At 57.0% G+C, this 16,530-nt stretch carries 12 protein-coding genes and 1 tRNA gene; 5 read left to right on the top strand and 8 right to left on the bottom strand.

The features are described from left to right. The first annotated feature begins 82 nt into the window (after window positions 1–82). Window positions 83–1,210 carry an S-(hydroxymethyl)glutathione dehydrogenase/class III alcohol dehydrogenase gene (locus QZ869_RS03420; RefSeq protein WP_062440438.1) on the top strand — a complete coding sequence of 376 codons (1,128 nt, stop codon included), beginning with the start codon at window positions 83–85 and terminating at the stop codon, window positions 1,208–1,210. A 201-nt stretch (window positions 1,211–1,411) separates the two neighbouring features. Here the strand turns inward: QZ869_RS03420 and metH are convergent, their stop codons facing one another. Next, complete coding sequence (metH, locus tag QZ869_RS03415) at window positions 1,412–5,185, bottom strand: methionine synthase (protein WP_296102468.1); 3,774 nt, start codon at window positions 5,183–5,185, stop codon at window positions 1,412–1,414. A gap of 189 nt (window positions 5,186–5,374) precedes the next feature. On the opposite strand from metH, the gene QZ869_RS03410 reads away from it, so the two are divergent. After that, the gene (locus tag QZ869_RS03410; RefSeq protein WP_296102467.1) at window positions 5,375–6,622 is read left to right on the top strand and encodes an AGE family epimerase/isomerase; all 1,248 of its coding nucleotides are present in this window, start codon (window positions 5,375–5,377) and stop codon (window positions 6,620–6,622) included. A 62-nt stretch (window positions 6,623–6,684) separates the two neighbouring features. Here QZ869_RS03410 and QZ869_RS03405 read toward each other — a convergent pair whose 3' ends face one another. The 4 genes from QZ869_RS03405 to QZ869_RS03390 all read right to left on the bottom strand — a co-directional run bounded on the left by QZ869_RS03405 (window position 6,685) and on the right by QZ869_RS03390 (window position 10,918). Then, window positions 6,685–7,137 carry a hypothetical protein gene (locus QZ869_RS03405; protein WP_296019124.1) on the bottom strand — a complete coding sequence of 151 codons (453 nt, stop codon included), beginning with the start codon at window positions 7,135–7,137 and terminating at the stop codon, window positions 6,685–6,687. 196 nt (window positions 7,138–7,333) lie between these two features. After that, window positions 7,334–8,122: an RDD family protein gene (locus tag QZ869_RS03400; protein WP_296102466.1), complete on the bottom strand. Its 789-nt coding sequence runs from the start codon at window positions 8,120–8,122 to the stop codon at window positions 7,334–7,336. A gap of 116 nt (window positions 8,123–8,238) precedes the next feature. Beyond that, window positions 8,239–9,531: an RDD family protein gene (locus QZ869_RS03395; RefSeq protein WP_296019120.1), complete on the bottom strand. Its 1,293-nt coding sequence runs from the start codon at window positions 9,529–9,531 to the stop codon at window positions 8,239–8,241. A 136-nt stretch (window positions 9,532–9,667) separates the two neighbouring features. After that, a complete protein-coding gene (locus QZ869_RS03390; protein ID WP_296097337.1) occupies window positions 9,668–10,918 on the bottom strand; it encodes an RDD family protein in 1,251 nt (416 codons plus the stop codon). A gap of 276 nt (window positions 10,919–11,194) precedes the next feature. On the opposite strand from QZ869_RS03390, the gene QZ869_RS03385 reads away from it, so the two are divergent. After that, window positions 11,195–11,611, top strand: coding sequence for a DUF4174 domain-containing protein (locus QZ869_RS03385; protein ID WP_296019115.1), 417 nt, complete (start codon window positions 11,195–11,197; stop codon window positions 11,609–11,611). Window positions 11,612–11,631: 20 nt separating this feature from the next. Here QZ869_RS03385 and QZ869_RS03380 read toward each other — a convergent pair. Continuing rightward, window positions 11,632–11,707: transfer RNA gene (locus tag QZ869_RS03380), tRNA-Ile, on the bottom strand. 180 nt (window positions 11,708–11,887) lie between these two features. On the opposite strand from QZ869_RS03380, the gene QZ869_RS03375 reads away from it, so the two are divergent. Then, the gene (locus QZ869_RS03375; RefSeq protein WP_296102465.1) at window positions 11,888–12,622 is read left to right on the top strand and encodes an SIMPL domain-containing protein; all 735 of its coding nucleotides are present in this window, start codon (window positions 11,888–11,890) and stop codon (window positions 12,620–12,622) included. A 127-nt stretch (window positions 12,623–12,749) separates the two neighbouring features. Here QZ869_RS03375 and QZ869_RS03370 read toward each other — a convergent pair whose 3' ends face one another. Beyond that, on the bottom strand, window positions 12,750–13,094 hold the full coding sequence (locus tag QZ869_RS03370; RefSeq protein WP_296078560.1) for a hypothetical protein: 345 nt from the start codon (window positions 13,092–13,094) through the stop codon (window positions 12,750–12,752). Between the two features lie 121 nt (window positions 13,095–13,215). Beyond that, window positions 13,216–13,638, bottom strand: coding sequence for a secondary thiamine-phosphate synthase enzyme YjbQ (locus tag QZ869_RS03365; protein ID WP_296102464.1), 423 nt, complete (start codon window positions 13,636–13,638; stop codon window positions 13,216–13,218). A gap of 296 nt (window positions 13,639–13,934) precedes the next feature. Between QZ869_RS03365 and QZ869_RS03360 the strand changes: the two genes are divergently transcribed. Further along, on the top strand, window positions 13,935–16,487 hold the full coding sequence (locus tag QZ869_RS03360; protein WP_296102463.1) for an HWE histidine kinase domain-containing protein: 2,553 nt from the start codon (window positions 13,935–13,937) through the stop codon (window positions 16,485–16,487). Window positions 16,488–16,530: the final 43 nt, after the last annotated feature.

Here is a 16,530-nt window from a genome sequence, read left to right as displayed (position 1 = left end):
GCCGCAACTGCACTTGTTCGTAAGGCCCGCGTCGGGCAAAAAGTGCTTCCACGAATGATAAAGACATAAAGGAGACCAGAGGATGGACGTTCGCGCCGCAGTCGCCGTTCAGGCAGGCAAGCCATTGGAAGTTATGACGGTTCAGCTGGAAGGCCCACGCGCCGGTGAAGTGCTGATCGAGGTCAAGGCAACCGGTATCTGCCACACCGATGACTTCACCCTCTCGGGTGCCGATCCGGAAGGTCTCTTCCCGGCGATCCTCGGCCATGAGGGTGCCGGTATCGTCGTCGATGTCGGCCCCGGCGTCACCTCGGTAAAAAAGGGCGACCATGTCATTCCGCTCTACACGCCCGAATGCCGCGAGTGCTATTCCTGTACCTCGCGCAAGACCAACCTCTGCACCGCCATCCGCTCGACTCAGGGCCAAGGCGTGATGCCGGACGGCACCAGCCGCTTCTCCATCGGCAAGGACAAGATCCATCACTATATGGGCTGCTCCACCTTCGCCAACTACACGGTTTTGCCGGAAATTGCCGTTGCCAAGATCAACCCGGACGCGCCCTTCGACAAGGTCTGCTACATCGGCTGCGGCGTGACGACCGGCATCGGCGCGGTCATCAATACCGCCAAAGTCGAGATCGGCTCGACGGCAATCGTTTTCGGTCTCGGCGGCATCGGCCTCAACGTGCTTCAGGGCCTGCGTCTTGCCGGCGCGGACATGATCATCGGCGTCGATATCAACAATGACCGTAAGGCCTGGGGCGAAAAATTCGGCATGACGCACTTCGTCAACCCGAAAGACGTCGGCGACGACATCGTGCCTTACCTCGTCAACATGACGAAGCGCAATGGCGATCTGATCGGCGGCGCGGACTACACCTTCGACTGCACCGGCAACACCAAGGTTATGCGCCAGGCGCTGGAAGCCTCGCACCGCGGCTGGGGCAAGTCGGTCATCATCGGCGTTGCAGGTGCTGGCCAGGAAATCTCCACCCGCCCCTTCCAGCTGGTGACCGGCCGCAACTGGATGGGCACGGCCTTTGGCGGCGCCCGCGGCCGCACGGACGTTCCGAAGATCGTCGACTGGTACATGGAAGGCAAGATCCAGATCGACCCGATGATCACCCACACCATGCCACTCGAAGACATCAACAAGGGCTTCGACCTGATGCACAAGGGCGAGAGCATCCGCGGCGTCGTGGTCTATTGATGTAAGATATGATTGGCGCGGGAGTATGCGCTGCTGCGCTGGAAGGATTTAGAGGGGCTGCGAGGCCCCTCTTTCCATTTCACTTTAAGAATTGGCGGGCGGTTGCCGCATCGGCTCTGCCCGTTTGAGGCGGAGATATCTGGCAGGACAGAGGAGTTATGACGCCTAACGCTCTACGTCAGACGCAACCTCATCCCCAACTCAGGCCACCGTCTCAACTTCCTTCGCCGCATCCGTCGGCACATAATTCAGAACAGGTCCAAGCCAGCGCTCGACATCTTTCACCGCCATACCCTTGCGCCGAGCATAATCCTCGACCTGATCCCGCTCCACCTTGGCAACACCAAAGTAATAGCTTTCCGGATGTCCGATATAGAGGCCGGACACGGACGAGCCCGGCCACATGGCGTAACTTTCAGTCAGCTCCACACCCGTCTGGTTCGTCGCATCAAGAAGACGGAACAGCGTGTCCTTCTCCGTATGGTCAGGCTGAGCCGGATAGCCCGGCGCCGGGCGAATACCGGCGTAAGCTTCTTCGACAAGATCATCACTGGTGAACTTCTCATCCGGCGCATAGCCCCAGAACTCCTTGCGCACCCGTTCATGCATGCGCTCGGCAAAGGCTTCGGCGAAACGGTCGGCCAGCGCCTTCACCAGAATGGATGAATAGTCGTCATTGGCCCGTTCGAAACGTTCGGCAATCGCCACTTCCTCAATACCCGCCGTCACCACGAAGCCGCCGACATAGTCGGCAATACCGCTGTCCTTCGGCGCGACGAAATCCGACAGCGCGACATTGGGCCGTCCATCGCGCTTGGAAAGCTGCTGGCGCAGCGTGTAGAAGGTTTCGAGCTCCGAGTTGCGGCTCTCATCGGTAAACAGACGGATGTCGTCTCCCACCGCATTGGCAGGCCAGAATCCGATGACGGCGCGCGGGCGGAACCACTTTTCGTCGATGATCTTCTTCAGCATGGCCTGCGCATCCGCATAAAGGTGGCGCGCCGCCTCGCCCTGCTTCTCATCCTCGAGAATGGCCGGGAAACGACCCTTCAATTCCCAGGTCTGGAAGAAAGGCGTCCAATCGATATAGCGCGACAGTTCTTCAAGATCGTAGCCCTCGAATGTCTTGGTGCCGATGAATTGCGGCTTGACCGGCTGATAGCCCGTCCAATCCACCTTCTGCGCGTTTTCGCGCGCACGCGACAGCGGCAGGCGCTGCTTCTCGCGTTCATTGCGCGCATGCGCATCGGCAACCTTGGCATATTCGGCGCGAATGCCGTCAATATAGGCTGGCTTCTGATCTTCCGACAGAAGTGCTGACACCACGCCGACCGCACGCGAGGCGTCGGTTACATAGATTGCCTGCCCCTTCTCGTAACGCGGGTGGATCTTCACCGCCGTATGAACACGGCTGGTCGTCGCCCCGCCGATCAGAAGCGGCAGATCTAGCCCCATGCGCTCCATCTCGGAGGCCACATGCACCATTTCATCCAGCGACGGCGTGATGAGGCCGGAAAGACCGATGACATCGACCTTCTCTGCCACGGCTGTCTCAAGGATCTTGGTGGTTGGCACCATGACGCCGAGATCGATGATCTCGTAATTATTGCAGGCGAGAACGACGCCGACGATGTTCTTGCCGATATCGTGGACATCGCCCTTCACCGTCGCCATCAGCACCTTGCCCGCAGCCTTGCGCTGATCGCCGCCATTCAGGCGCTTTTCCTCTTCCATAAAGGGAAGCAACACGGCAACGGCCTGCTTCATCACACGGGCGGATTTGACCACCTGCGGCAGGAACATCTTGCCCGAACCGAAGAGATCGCCGACTACATTCATGCCCGCCATCAGCGGACCTTCGATGACATGCAGCGGACGGGCCGCCTGCTGGCGCGCCTCTTCCGTATCCGCATCGATATAGTCTGTAATGCCATTGACGAGCGCATGCTCCAGCCGCTTCTCAACGGGGAGTTCGCGCCACGACAGGTCCTGAACCTTGCCTTCCTTGGCGCCAGCGCCGCGGAAGCGTTCGGCAATTTCCAACAGCCGTTCGGTCGCATCGTCGCGGCGGTTCAGCACCACATCTTCGCAGGCCTCGCGCAATTCCGCATCGATGCTCTCATAGACGGCAAGCTGGCCCGCATTCACGATACCCATATCCATGCCGACCTGAATGGCGTGGTAGAGGAACACGGCATGCATCGCCTCGCGCACCGGCTCATTGCCGCGGAAGGAGAAGGAGAGGTTCGAGACGCCGCCGGAAATATGCACGAGCGGCATGGTTTCGCGGATCGTCTTGGTGGCCTGAATGAAATCCACGCCGTAATTATTGTGCTCTTCGATACCTGTCGCCACAGCAAAGACATTCGGGTCGAAAATGATGTCTTCCGGCAGAAGCCCGGCCTTCTCCGTCAGGAGCTTGTAAGCGCGGGTGCAGATCTCAACCTTGCGCTCGTAAGTGTCCGCCTGCCCCACTTCGTCGAACGCCATGACGACGACGGCAGCGCCGTAATTACGCACCAGACGCGCCTGCTCGAGAAACTTCTCCTCGCCTTCTTTCAGCGAGATGGAGTTTACGATCGCCTTGCCCTGAACGCATTTCAGGCCAGCCTCGATGATCTCCCATTTGGAGCTGTCGATCATCACCGGCACGCGGGCAATATCCGGCTCGGCGGCAATCAGATTGAGGAACTCGACCATGGCCTTCTGGCTGTCGATCAGGCCCTCATCCATGTTGATGTCGATGATCTGCGCGCCGTTCTCCACCTGATCGCGGGCAACGGCAAGTGCAGCCGTATAGTCGCCAGCGGTGATCAGCTTGCGGAACTTGGCAGAGCCCGTCACGTTCGTGCGCTCGCCGACATTGACGAAAGGAATGTCCTTGGTCAGCACGAAGGGCTCGAGGCCGGACAGCGACATGAAGGACTTGTGTTCGGGCACCTTGCGCGGCTCAAAACCCTTCACGGCTTCTGCTATGGCGCGAATATGCTCCGGCGTAGATCCGCAGCAACCGCCCACCACATTGACCAGACCCTCACGGGCAAACTCGGCAACCTGTGCCGCCATCATCTCCGGCGTTTCGTCATACTGGCCGAACTCGTTCGGCAGACCGGCATTGGGATAGGCGCAGATGAAGGTATCGGCCACATCCGACAGTTCCTGCAAATGCGGACGCATGGCGTTCGCGCCAAGCGCACAGTTGAGGCCGATGGTAAACGGATTGGCGTGACGCACCGAGTTCCAGAAGGCCGACGGCGTCTGGCCAGACAGCGTGCGGCCAGAAAGGTCGGTGATCGTGCCGGAAATCATCACCGGCAGATGAATGCCCTTGGCAGCAAAGCGCTCCTCGCAGGCGAAGATCGCAGCCTTGGCGTTCAGCGTATCGAAGATCGTTTCGATCAGAATGATATCAGCACCGCCATCGATCAAGCCGTCAATCTGCTCGCCATAGGCAGCGCGCAAATCGTCGAAGCTGACGGCACGATAACCGGGATTGTTCACGTCTGGCGAGATCGACGCGGTGCGGTTGGTTGGGCCAATGGCACCGGCGACGAAACGGCGGCGCCCATCTTCCCGCTCGGCGCGCTGCGCGGCACGGCGAACGACAAAGGCGCCCTCGCGATTCAGGTCGTAAACCGCGCCTTCCATCTCGTAATCCGCCTGCGCGATGCGCGTGGAGGAAAACGTGTTGGTTTCGAGAATATCCGCGCCTGCCATGGCATAACGGAAATGGATATCCTCGATCGCATCCGGCTGCGTCAGGATCAGCAGGTCGTTATTGCCCTTCTGGTGACAGGCACAGCCGATGAAGCGGTCGCCACGGAAATGCTCTTCATCAAATCCAAGCCCCTGGATCTGCGTGCCCATGGCGCCGTCGAGAATGAGGATGCGCTCTTCAGCCGCCTGTTTCAGCGCCTTCAGAATTTCCGCGCCGTCGCGTTTGCCGCCCAAAGGGCCAAACAGATCGTCCAACATCGGCACTTACTCCTCATTCTGTGCAAATCAGCAAGTCATCAAGTCACATAAAGATATCTTTATGTCAACATATCGCGCAGCTTCCGCGGCTCCCGTTCGAGAAATAGGGTACGAAATTTCCAGTGCGGATGACACCCTCGCGCCTCAAAGATATAGGTATCCTCCACCAGTGCATCAAAGGAGGAATGGATGAGCGACACGGAAAGCACGAAAGCCTATTGGAGCACGCTGCCATGGCATCGCCAATGGTTGGTAAAGCAGGCGGAAGGCCTCTTCGACTTCTTCCAGTATCGCGCGGTCAACCCCAAGGGCGGCTTCTTCGATCTCGACCGGCACGGCGCTCCCCTCTCCTCCGACAATCCGGTGCGCGGCATCCACGCCTCAGCCCGCATGGTGCATTGCTTCTCCATCGGCCACCTTCTCGGTCGCCCCGGCTGCGGCGATATCGTCGATCATGGCATGACCTATCTATGGGACAAGCATCGCGATCAGGAGCATGGCGGCTATTTCTGGCAGGTGGATGATAACGGCCCTGCCGACGCTACCAAGCAAGGTTACGGCCACGCCTTCGTGCTTCTCGCCGCCTCCTCCGCCAAGGTCGTCGGGCATCCGCTGGCAGATGCCATGTTGGCCGACATCACCGAGGTTCTTGAAACCCGCTTCTGGGAAGAGAAGCACGGCGCCATCAATGAAGAGTTTCACCGAGACTGGTCGCCGATCGAGAATTATCGCGGCCAGAATTCCAACATGCACCTGACCGAAGCCCTGATGGCCGCCTTCGAGGCCACGGGCGACAAGAGCTATCTTACCAAAGCCGAACGGATCGCCGATCTCATAATCCGCCGGGCAGCGGGCGCGCTGGACTTCCGCGTGCCTGAGCATTTCGACGAGAACTGGGTGCTGGACAAGAATTATCGCGGCAACGAGATGTTTCGTCCCTCCGGCTCCACGCCCGGCCACTGGCTGGAATGGTCACGCCTTCTCTTACAACTCTGGGTGCTGGGCAATCGCAAGCACGAGTGGATGCCGACCGCCGCCAAGTCACTCTTCGTCCAGTCCATGGCGCTCGGCTGGGACCGGGAAAAAGGCGGCTTCTTCTACACGCTCGACTGGGACAACACGCCCGCCAAGACAGAAAAACTCTGGTGGCCCATGTGCGAGGCAGCCGGTGCCGCCCACTTCCTCAATGAGCACCTGCCCGCGGACGAGTTCTACGAAGACAGCTACCGCCGCATCTGGAGCACGATTGCGAACAACTTCCTCGACCATCAATTCGGCGGCTGGCATGAGGAACTGACCGAAGAGCTCGTTCCGGCCAACACACTCTTCCCCGGCAAGGGTGATATCTATCACGCCCTGCAAGCCTGCCTCATCCCGCTTTTCCCGGCAAATGGAAGCCTGACAAAGGTGATCGCCGAAAAAGGCGCCCGCTTCTAGTCCAAGCGTTTAAAAATGGAGCGGCGACGCGGACCGCCGCTTTTGCCGCTCCATAGAAAAACTCACTCGAAATCCGCAGAATTAACCGTGACCCGCCATTCCAGTTTTGCCGGATCGGCCTGTTCGTTGCTGCGCAACCGAAAAGGCCTGCAGGCAGCATAACTTTCATGCGCCTCAAGACGCCTTTCGTTGGGCTGGTATGACTCGAGCGAAATAGGAGCACGAAATGCCGGCTCGAAGCCCTGCAGCGTGTAAGTCAGCCGCTCCACCGCCACGTCATTGGTATTCTGAAAACTGACCCGGATCGGTGCATTCTCATCTTGGCAGGTCGGATCATAGGCGGCTGTGGCGATGATCTTCGCCAACCTTTCGCCGGAGCGGATCCAGTCGAACAACACCCAGCTGCCAAGGCACACCCAGACCACGGCAAGTGCCGCCACAACCGCCTTCAGATGCCGCGGAAAAGCGATGAGAAACAACAGCAAAGCGACCGTTAGAACGACACCGACGATCATGAACGGCGCTCCGCAATACGAGACATCATGTCAGTCAGTCTTCTCTCTCCCAAAGCCTTTGATAGAAGGCATGCTTCGCTCCCCTTATAGCGCGGTAAAGGCGAAGACGCACAGAGAGACGCAGTAAAGTCGGCGTGACAACAAAACGAAGAACCGGAGAGACGGCGATCGAACTCTCAGGGCTCTATCTCTGCTCTTACCGCAACGCGGCCTTAACGAGAACAGCGAACACAAAAACAATGACGACCAGTATGATCGCGACGGTCAGCCGCAATTTTCCTGGGTTTGCAATCACTGGCGGATTGTATTCGTCATACATGGCCGGACGGCCAGAGGCTAAACGCAGATATTGAATGATGAAGGTCACGATGAACGCAAGCGGTATTCCCAAAGCATACGCAAAGAACAAAACCTTGAACTCACGTGCGAGATAGAATGAGAATGCACTTCCCCCTGCCGGCACAGGCACCAGGATGCCAACGACAGCCTTGCCCGGTGTGGTTCCAAACAACGTCATACTCGTCGCCAGCAAAACGGCACTCGCAAACATCGCCGCGAGGCCGAACAGCGCGGAATAACCGAGCGTTTGTAGTGCATCTGCATAGGGCGCGAAGGTGATCATCGCGGCCCGACTTCCCACCTCAAGAAATGGCCAGAGAAGCATATTGTCAAGCATTCTTGCCCAGAAGCGCGGCCACGGTCGCAGACGGGGTGCATAAGCCAACTGCGCAGCACCAGTTGCGGGCTCGGCGCGCGTCACCGGAGCATGTGTAGGCGGTAACGCAGGCGGTGCAGACACAGGAGTCGGCACACGAAAAAACGCGGCAAAATCGGGATGGTCGGCGACGACCTGCCAGTCAGCCATACCCTCGCGCCAAATATAGGCGTCGCGTCCGATCACGCCACCGACAATCAGCTTTTCAATTTTATCTTGGTCGACCGGCCCTTCGCGCTCCTGCCCGACCGCGTAATACCAAACGGTCATATTTCGTGCCCCCATTTCGACCAACAGCATCTAGCAAGGCGGTATCGATACGTAAAGTTGTATGGAGAGCAAGATGCTGCAACGTCGACTTAATGGACGAACGGCTTGTCATTCAGTCAATCGATTGTACCGAATATTGCGCTCAGAAAATTCTTCTTTTCCACCAATTGCAGCTCGGAACGCCCCCGCATGCTTGTGAAAAGCCTCGATACATTTCGCCCCCTAATGAAGACTGTCACGTCTACATGTGTGTCTGGCACGTGTGGCGCAATTCCTTCCAACCTAAAAACCCGCGCCCCATTGACATAGGTTTCTCTCCAATCTGAGCGTGGTATTATCAGGGGAGAAAACTGCATTTCCAGATCCTTCAGATAAGCCGTATGATCGACGTCCTCATCGACAATAAGATCGGAGCCAAACATTGCCACCATCCTCAGTTCCCTGGATCTGAATATGAACGTGTCATGATCGGTAGGATCGTTATTAGCGACATGCTCCCAGATTTCGCTGATCCTGGCGCCCCTGCCCGTCTTGGGATTGACCCATGTTCTGGTCGAATCGGTCAGCGTCAAATTCGGCACGACCATTCGATCAACCGGGACACCTCCAGAAGAAGAAATGGGAAGAGTGCTATGGCTCGCATTGGTCCTTTTGTCGAAGCGGGGCTTGCTCACATTAACAACGGCACCGCTAACAAGAAGCAGCATAAACGGCACCATGATTAAGGCTGCGACGCGGCTTGGCCGAACGGCCACTACCCTCGGCCGCTCCATGTCATAGCCCGCGACTCCATCAGCCTTCAGCCGACTGTATTGGAAAAGGAACGTCAAGATGAACAATGGGGGGATACCCAAGGCGCAACCCGAAAACCACACCCTGTACTCACGGTGGAAGTGATATGTGAAGCGCAGACGAAGACCGTTACAAGGCGTGGGCACCCTTACGCCGAATATGGCTTTGCCCGGCGTCGTACCGAACAATGCCAAGCAGAATGCGGGTATCATAGCGGCGAGAGTGATCAGCATCAGGTACAGGATAAATGCCCCAATGATATGACCGGGTCGTTTTCCAGGGAAATAGAAGTAAGCAACCCAGATTTCTTGTCCAAGAACCGTGAACAAAGGTGACATCATCAACAGATCGAAAAGCCTTGCCCACAGACGGCGCCAAGGATGTGCGGGTACAAAGGTCTGTTCCGGGCCAAGAGGTTTTGTCTCAGCCCCGGGAGGCCGTGCTGCAAAACTATCGGCAAAAACGGAAATGAGACCAGCCTTCTCCCAGTCCGTCATCTGTTCGTGCCAGAGATAGTCCTCGCGGGTGACATGACCAGTCTCGATGAGCCTGCGAATGATCTTCTCGTCGACGGGCCCTCCTCGCTTGCGCCCAATGGTGTAATGCCAGTCAGCCATACCGTTTTACGCCTCGTTGCCACGGCTGAGCGTCGGACAAACGCCACCGGAGAATAAAGTTTGAAAGACGGAACTCGGACGGCCGGCTTTCGCTATAGTGCGGTTGAATGTGAGGTCTAGGCGGGACATCGGTGGCTTATCGAGTCGTCCCGAACAACTCATGGACAAAGGCTTCCCGCTCGCTTGTTTGCAAGTTTGAGCCGCCCTCGGTGAACATCACTAACCGCCACGCATCACGACCGTCCACGACAACGGTTACCTCTACCAGTTGGTTTGCATCCTTGATACTCACACCATTTGACCGAAATCCCCGCACACGATTGATCACGACCGGCTCCCAGTCAGACGTCAGGGTGACGTTTTTCAGTCGAGCCGCATAGAAGGCGGCATATAAGCGTGGATCGACGTTTTCGGCAGGAAGCTCCAAATGGCTGAAAAGGCCTTCCATAAGCAGATGACGGGCAACGAAAATGAACGCATTCTGGATTTCAGGGTCGTCTGGAAGACGTTCCCAGTATTTTTTGATTGTGGCCGTGTTTCCTGTGACCGGATTGACCCAATACTGGGTGGCCGTGCGGTCTACCTCTGCCTTTTCCTGCACTCGCCACCACACAGCATTCGCGGTGAAAAGAATAGCAACGAGCGCTATGCCTAGGGTGAGACGCAGCTTACCCGGATTGGCGATAACAGGTGGATTGCGCTGATCGTAGACAGCTGGACGACCTGTGGCCAAACGCCAATATTGGGCGGCGAAGGTAATCAGGAATACGACCGGCATGCCAAGAGCAAAGGCCCAGAACCACACTTTGAGTTCGCGTTTAACATAGAACAAAAATCGATTGGCTTGCGGCGGAACGGGAACCCGCACGCCCAAGATGGCCTTGCCTGGAGTATTGCCGAAAAGCGCCATGAGCACCGCCAGCACGAACCCCACAAGTGGAGTAATGATGAAACCCCACAGAAATTCATATGTGACGAACATCATGTACAGATGCGGGGCATATAAGACTGAGGCGGCTACGATACCGGTGGACAGTAACGGCGCAATCAGCAGCAAATCAAACATTCGCGCCCAAAAGCGGGGCCAGGCACGCAAGCGAGGAGCAGAAACCGGTTCCGGCTGAACTGGCTCCGAGGGGGCTTGCGCTGGTTCCGTGCGCTGAGACCTCGATGGAAGCGGAGGTGGCGTTACGCCAGCAATTGGAGGAGGCGTCACGAAAGCATCCGAGAATTCCGGATGGGTACCAACGATCTCCCAGTCCGCCATGCCATCGCGCCAAATGTAAGCATCGCGGGTGATCGTACCGCCTGTAATCAGATCGCGGATTTTATCTTCGCTGACAGGCCCCTCTCGCTCCTGTCCAACGGCATAGTACCACACTGTCATGCTGTCATGCCCCGCTTCCCCGCAGAAGCTTTAACAAGGCGCTATAGTCCCGTAAAGGTGGATACTGAAAGTCCAACGCTAGTGCCTCTACGAAACCGCTGGTTCAGCTATCCGTTTGGCAACAAAGCAAGTCTTTGGTCACCACGCCACTTTAGATTTTTGATCAAGCACCATCCGTTCTTTGACACCTAATCGCCGGAACGCGTCTCCAGTGAGCCCCTGACGAACCATTTTCCACCCTGACCGTTATCTCCTTGAATGGGAAAATATCTCAAGATGAACAGACTTATCGCCGCGGCTATTGTCGCATTCAGCGCATCACAGGTGAACGCCATGGATAGCCTCTCCGAGCTCAAGTGGAAAAACCGCGTTATCATCGTATTCGGCAGTTCGGCCGAACCAACGCTGGACCGGCAAATCGCTCTTCTCGCTCGTCAAAAGGAAGAGCTAGAAGACCGTGATCTGGTCGTCATCCGGGTATCAGGAGGTGAAGCCCTCCCCGTCCATGGCAACGCCTCCGGACTAAACGCCGCTGCGATCAGGAAAGATGCGAATGTCAGTGGTGAGCGCTTCCAGATAGTCCTTGTAGGCAAGGATGGTGGAATAAAGCTCCGAAGCGACCGAATCGTCGAGAGCGTGGAAATCTTCGATCTCATCGACACAATGCCCATGCGTAGAGCCGAGCGTGGCTAACTGGAATCATTTTTAAAGAATGGTGGGCCCGGAGGGACTCGAACCCCCAACCAAGCGGTTATGAGCCGCCGGCTCTAACCATTGAGCTACAGGCCCTTCGATGCAAAACGCGTCGATGCGCAGGGCTGCAATGGTTCAGCCGGTGCGTGGGTCTCGCTCTAACGCAATTTTTCCGGTGCGACAAGTCGTTGAAAATCGGCTGACACAATCTATGCCGTAATAGTCTCATAATCTAAAGCCATAGGATGTAGAGGGACATCAACAGAGGAAATTTTCATGGTATCCAGACTGGCTCGTTCGATTGCCATCGGCACCTTCACTCTTGCTGCCGCTGCACCTCTTGCAGCCCTCGCGCAAGAAACAAAGCCACGCGAAGCGACGATTACGGTTTCCGGCGAAGGAAACGCCTCCACCGCGCCGGACATGGCTGTCCTCTCCTTCAGCGTCTTGAAACAGGCGCAAACGGCTGCCGAAGCGATGAGCGAAAACAACAAAGCGATGACCGAGGTACAAGCGGCGCTGAAAAAGGCTGGCATTGCCGACCGCGATCTGCAGACCACCAACTTCTCGGTTCAGCCGGTCTACAAGCAGTTCGAGCCGAAAGACGGGGTCTATATCCCGCCGGAAATCACCGGATACCAGGTAACGAATGGGCTGACGGTTCGTGTGCGCGACCTGACGAAGCTTGGCGAGATCCTCGACAGCTCCGTGAAGCTCGGCATCAACCAGGGCGGCGATATCACCTTCACCAACGACAACCCGGAAGCAGTCTTCACCGACGCACGCAAGAAGGCGGTGGAGAACGCCGTCGCCAAAGCAAAGACGCTGGCCGAAGCAGCCGGTGTGAAGGTCGGACGCGTTCTCGAGATCAGCGAGAACAGCCCTCGCCCGCTGGCTGTCCCTGCGCCGATGATGCGCGCTACCATGCAGAAGGAAGACAGCGTGCCGATTGCAGCAGGCGAGAACACCTATGTCGTCAACGTCAACGTGACGTTCGCCATCGAGCAATAAGTCAAAAAAGGCGCGCCGTCCAAGCGCGCCCTTTCTTTAACCTCGATGCTGAAACGTCGGCCAAAACAAAAGTGCCCCGCCATTCTCATGGCGGGGGAATTGTTCTGATCGGATCAGCGATCAGGAACTAGCGACGGATCACCGGGCAACCACGAACATTGGCGAACACAACGCGGTCGCGACCGTAGCGATCGAAGCCGGCGACAACGACGCGGCGCGGCGAAACATCGACAACGCGAGCGCGACGAATGCCCATGCGGCTTGCCTTCTCTTCCGCAAGCCATGGTGAGCAGCGATCGCGACCGCGATCCGGACGACCCCAGCCTGGGGCTCCATGCCCACCGTGACGATAGCCATCTTGAACGTAGATACCATAGCGGACACCATCCGCAGAGGCGCTGGAGGCTGTGGCCGCTAGACCGCCAAGCGCAATCAGCGCTGCCAAACCTGCTTTTACAAAGTTGCCAATCATGGGACTTGCTCCATTTCTAAACACTGAGGTCCGGCACGCTCGCCCGACCGATGAGGAGAAACTAAACAATGGCGGCTGAACGTTATCAGAACCGGCTATTCACCCATGGTTCAGCAAATCCTCATGTAGAAATATGCAAGACCACCTCGCGCCGGTGCGGGCGATCCCTGTGTTCGAAAAGATAAAGACCCTGCCATGTGCCAAGCACCAACCGCCCGGATGCCACGGGAATGCCGATGGAAACTTGCGTCAGCGCCGATTTGATATGCGCAGGCATATCGTCTGGCCCTTCCATCGTATGAGCGACCCATCTCATCGCCGGATCGCTGGAGGGTGGCACGAGGTGGGAGAAGAACATCTTCAGATCGCGCCGCACATCTGGATCGGCATTCTCCTGGATGATCAGCGAACATGACGTGTGCCGAACGAAGACGGTCAAGAGCCCTTCATCGATCCCGACGCCCCTGACGAATTGCGCGGCTTCATCGGTAAACTCGTAGAGACCCTGTCCCCGTGTTGAGAGCTCGATCATTTTCTGTGGCATTATCGTTTATCCTGTAGGAACCAAAGTAAAGGCGCGGCGTTATTACGAACTATGGGGCAAAGTCGGCGCGTGATGTGCGCACTCCACCACGAACGAGACGATCTATGAAATGCCTTGCAAGCGCAGAAGAACTTGGAATATTCACATCCTACGAAATGCAAGACAGCTGCTCCGGCATTTTTGCACCCTCTTTTGAAAAAAGAGATACAACCCGTTACTTCGGCCTGACTCAATCTTCGAACCGAAGTGCGGTCTACCAGCAGTTCAGTACAACACTGCGCTCGGAACACTGACTCATGATGCCTTTAGACCAAAAGGTCGATCTCACGAACTGTGACAAAGAACCGATCCATATTCCTGGCAGCATTCAGCCTCATGGATGTCTTCTCGTCTGCGACAATGCGATGCGCACAATTCTGCGCTATTCTGAAAACTGCGAGGCGTTTCTCGGCGTTTCCGGCGATCTGTCTGGAAGACAGGCAGAAGAGATTTTCGGTCACGAGGTCGTCCACGATCTGCGCAACGCCTTGACGGTGACGGCAAGCAGCAACCGCGCAGCGCTTCTACCGGGTGTACGCCTGGCAAATGGCAAGGCCTTCGATATTGCCATCCATCGCTATAAATCCGTCACGATCATCGAGCTCGAGATTGCCAATGAAGAGGCCCAGCCTCTGCATACCGCGCAGTTGATGATTGATCGGATTCGCGAGGCCGACAATGTCGACAGCCTCATTTCCCGAACTTCAAGGCTCGTCAAAGCGATGCTCGGCTATGACCGGGTGATGATCTACCGGTTTGAGCAGGATGGTGCCGGCAAGGTCATCGCCGAGGCAAAACAGCCGTCGCTGGAGAGCTTCCTTGGCCAGTATTTTCCTGCCAGCGATATTCCACAGCAGGCGCGTACGCTTTATCTCAAAAACACGCTCCGGATCATTTCCAATACGACGGGCGACGCCGTTCCGGTGATCCCGCGCGTCGATGCATCGGGAGAACACCTCGACCTCTCCTATGCCCATTTGCGTAGCGTTTCTCCCATCCATTGCGAATATCTGCGCAATATGGGCGTCTCGGCCTCCATGTCGATTTCCATTATCGTCGAAGGCGAGTTGTGGGGATTGATCGCCTGTCACCACTATTCTCCGCGTATTCTGCCAATGTCGGTGCGGATTGCGGCGGAAATGTTCGGTGAGTTCTTTTCCCTGCACCTCCAGGCGCTTAAGCAGCATAAAAAGCTGATGACGACGCAGGATGCCCATGCCGCACTCGACAGGTTCCTGCGCCTTGCGACTCATCAATCGGATATAGAAGAGCTTCTCGCGGACAACCTGCACGATTTCAAAACACTGATGCCTTGCGACGGTGTCGGACTTTGGATGAATGACAACTGGTATGGCGTCGGAAGCACGCCGCCGGAAGCTTCCATTCCCCAGATTGGCAGGCTGTTGCATTCCGTGGCCGATGGCAAGGTTTGGGCCACCCATGCCCTCTTTCACCACCTGCCCGAAGCAGAGTTGTACAGCAGCCAGACGGCAGGTCTGATGGCGGTCTCGCTCTCGCAGGTGAAGAGCGACTACCTGCTGTTCTTCCGCAAGGAATTGATCCAGACGCTCAATTGGGGCGGCAATCCGGAGAAATCTTACCAGACCGGCCCTCTGGGGGATCGTCTGACTCCACGCAAGAGCTTTGCCATCTGGAAGGAAACTGTCCATCAACAGGCCCAGCCCTGGACCGAGGAAGACCGCCAGATCGCCGAGGCAACGCGTGTGGCTCTGGTGGAAGTAGCGTTTCGCCATAGCGAATTGATGGCGGATGAAAGAGCCCGCGCCGAAGTGCGCCAGCGAATGCTCAATGAAGAGTTGAACCACCGCGTCAAGAACGTGTTGGCCATTATCAAGTCGCTGGTTGGCAATCCCACGCAGGAAGGCCGCACTCTGGAAGACTATGTCACGGCCTTGAAGGGTCGCATCCAGGCGCTCTCCTTTGCCCACGACCAAGTGGTGCGCGGCGAAGGCGGCGGCATGTTGAAAGACCTTCTGGAGGCCGAACTTTCGCCCCACCGGTCACCCGAAACGACGATCACGCTCGATGGACCTGCTGTGATGGTCGATTCGCGCGCCTTTTCCGTTATGGCGCTGGTCTTGCATGAACTTGCAACCAACGCCGCCAAATATGGCGCTCTCGCCCATTCTGGCGGAGAGCTTTACGTCAGCTGGCAGCTGAACGAGCGGCGCGATTGCGTTCTCGACTGGCAGGAAAAAGCTCGCACACACATAACGCCCCCGGCCAAAACCGGCTTCGGTACGGCGCTCATCAGCCGTAGCGTGCCCTATGATCTCGGTGGCAAGAGCCGCATCGATTACCTGCCCCATGGGCTGGAAGCCCAGATCGTTATACCCGCACGTCACGCCTCAATTAGCGTCGCGGAGGCAAATATCGACACTCAGTTTGGCGGAAGAGCCGATCCCGCAGCCTACTCGCCGGAGGAAAAGTTGAACGTATTTCTTGTCGAAGACCAGATGCTCATCGCTATGGACGTGGAGTACATGCTCGAACAGCACGGTATTACAGATATCGAAACGTCCTCGTCCTCCGCTATGGCGCTCGAAAAGCTGAAGACGGCCGAACCGGATGTCGCCATCCTCGACATCAACCTCGGCAACGACACCTCGATCCCGGTGGCATATGAGTTGCTGAGACGCGAAATTCCATTCATGTTCGCCACAGGCTATGGCGATGGCATCATGGTGCCAGGAGAACTGGCGCATGTGCCGATCATCCGCAAGCCCTATGACGAGGCGTCTCTTCTGGCGTCAATCGGGAAACTCGTGGGTAAGAAGGTGAGCGCCTGAAGCGCATCACAACGCGGTTTGGCATGTCTGCTTCACGATACGA

Source organism: uncultured Agrobacterium sp. (assembly GCF_913777885.1).
Taxonomy (GTDB): Bacteria; Pseudomonadota; Alphaproteobacteria; order Rhizobiales; family Rhizobiaceae; genus Agrobacterium.
The sequence above is the reverse complement of the archived record's forward strand: the minus strand, read 5'-3'. Positions and strand labels throughout refer to the sequence as shown.

Bases quoted from the DNA above. Each gene is read 5' to 3' on its own strand.
- QZ869_RS03370 (WP_296078560.1), bottom strand. From the start codon at position 13,094: ATGATTGGCAACTTTGTAAAAGCAGGTTTGGCAGCGCTGATTGCGCTT.
- QZ869_RS03385 (WP_296019115.1), top strand. From the start codon at position 11,195: ATGAACAGACTTATCGCCGCGGCTATTGTCGCATTCAGCGCATCACAG.
- QZ869_RS03375 (WP_296102465.1), top strand. From the start codon at position 11,888: ATGGTATCCAGACTGGCTCGTTCGATTGCCATCGGCACCTTCACTCTT.
- QZ869_RS03400 (WP_296102466.1), bottom strand. From the start codon at position 8,122: ATGACCGTTTGGTATTACGCGGTCGGGCAGGAGCGCGAAGGGCCGGTC.
- metH (WP_296102468.1), bottom strand. From the start codon at position 5,185: ATGTTGGACGATCTGTTTGGCCCTTTGGGCGGCAAACGCGACGGCGCG.
- QZ869_RS03360 (WP_296102463.1), top strand. From the start codon at position 13,935: ATGATGCCTTTAGACCAAAAGGTCGATCTCACGAACTGTGACAAAGAA.
- QZ869_RS03405 (WP_296019124.1), bottom strand. From the start codon at position 7,137: ATGATCGTCGGTGTCGTTCTAACGGTCGCTTTGCTGTTGTTTCTCATC.
- QZ869_RS03390 (WP_296097337.1), bottom strand. From the start codon at position 10,918: ATGACAGTGTGGTACTATGCCGTTGGACAGGAGCGAGAGGGGCCTGTC.
- QZ869_RS03395 (WP_296019120.1), bottom strand. From the start codon at position 9,531: ATGGCTGACTGGCATTACACCATTGGGCGCAAGCGAGGAGGGCCCGTC.
- QZ869_RS03420 (WP_062440438.1), top strand. From the start codon at position 83: ATGGACGTTCGCGCCGCAGTCGCCGTTCAGGCAGGCAAGCCATTGGAA.
- QZ869_RS03365 (WP_296102464.1), bottom strand. From the start codon at position 13,638: ATGCCACAGAAAATGATCGAGCTCTCAACACGGGGACAGGGTCTCTAC.
- QZ869_RS03410 (WP_296102467.1), top strand. From the start codon at position 5,375: ATGAGCGACACGGAAAGCACGAAAGCCTATTGGAGCACGCTGCCATGG.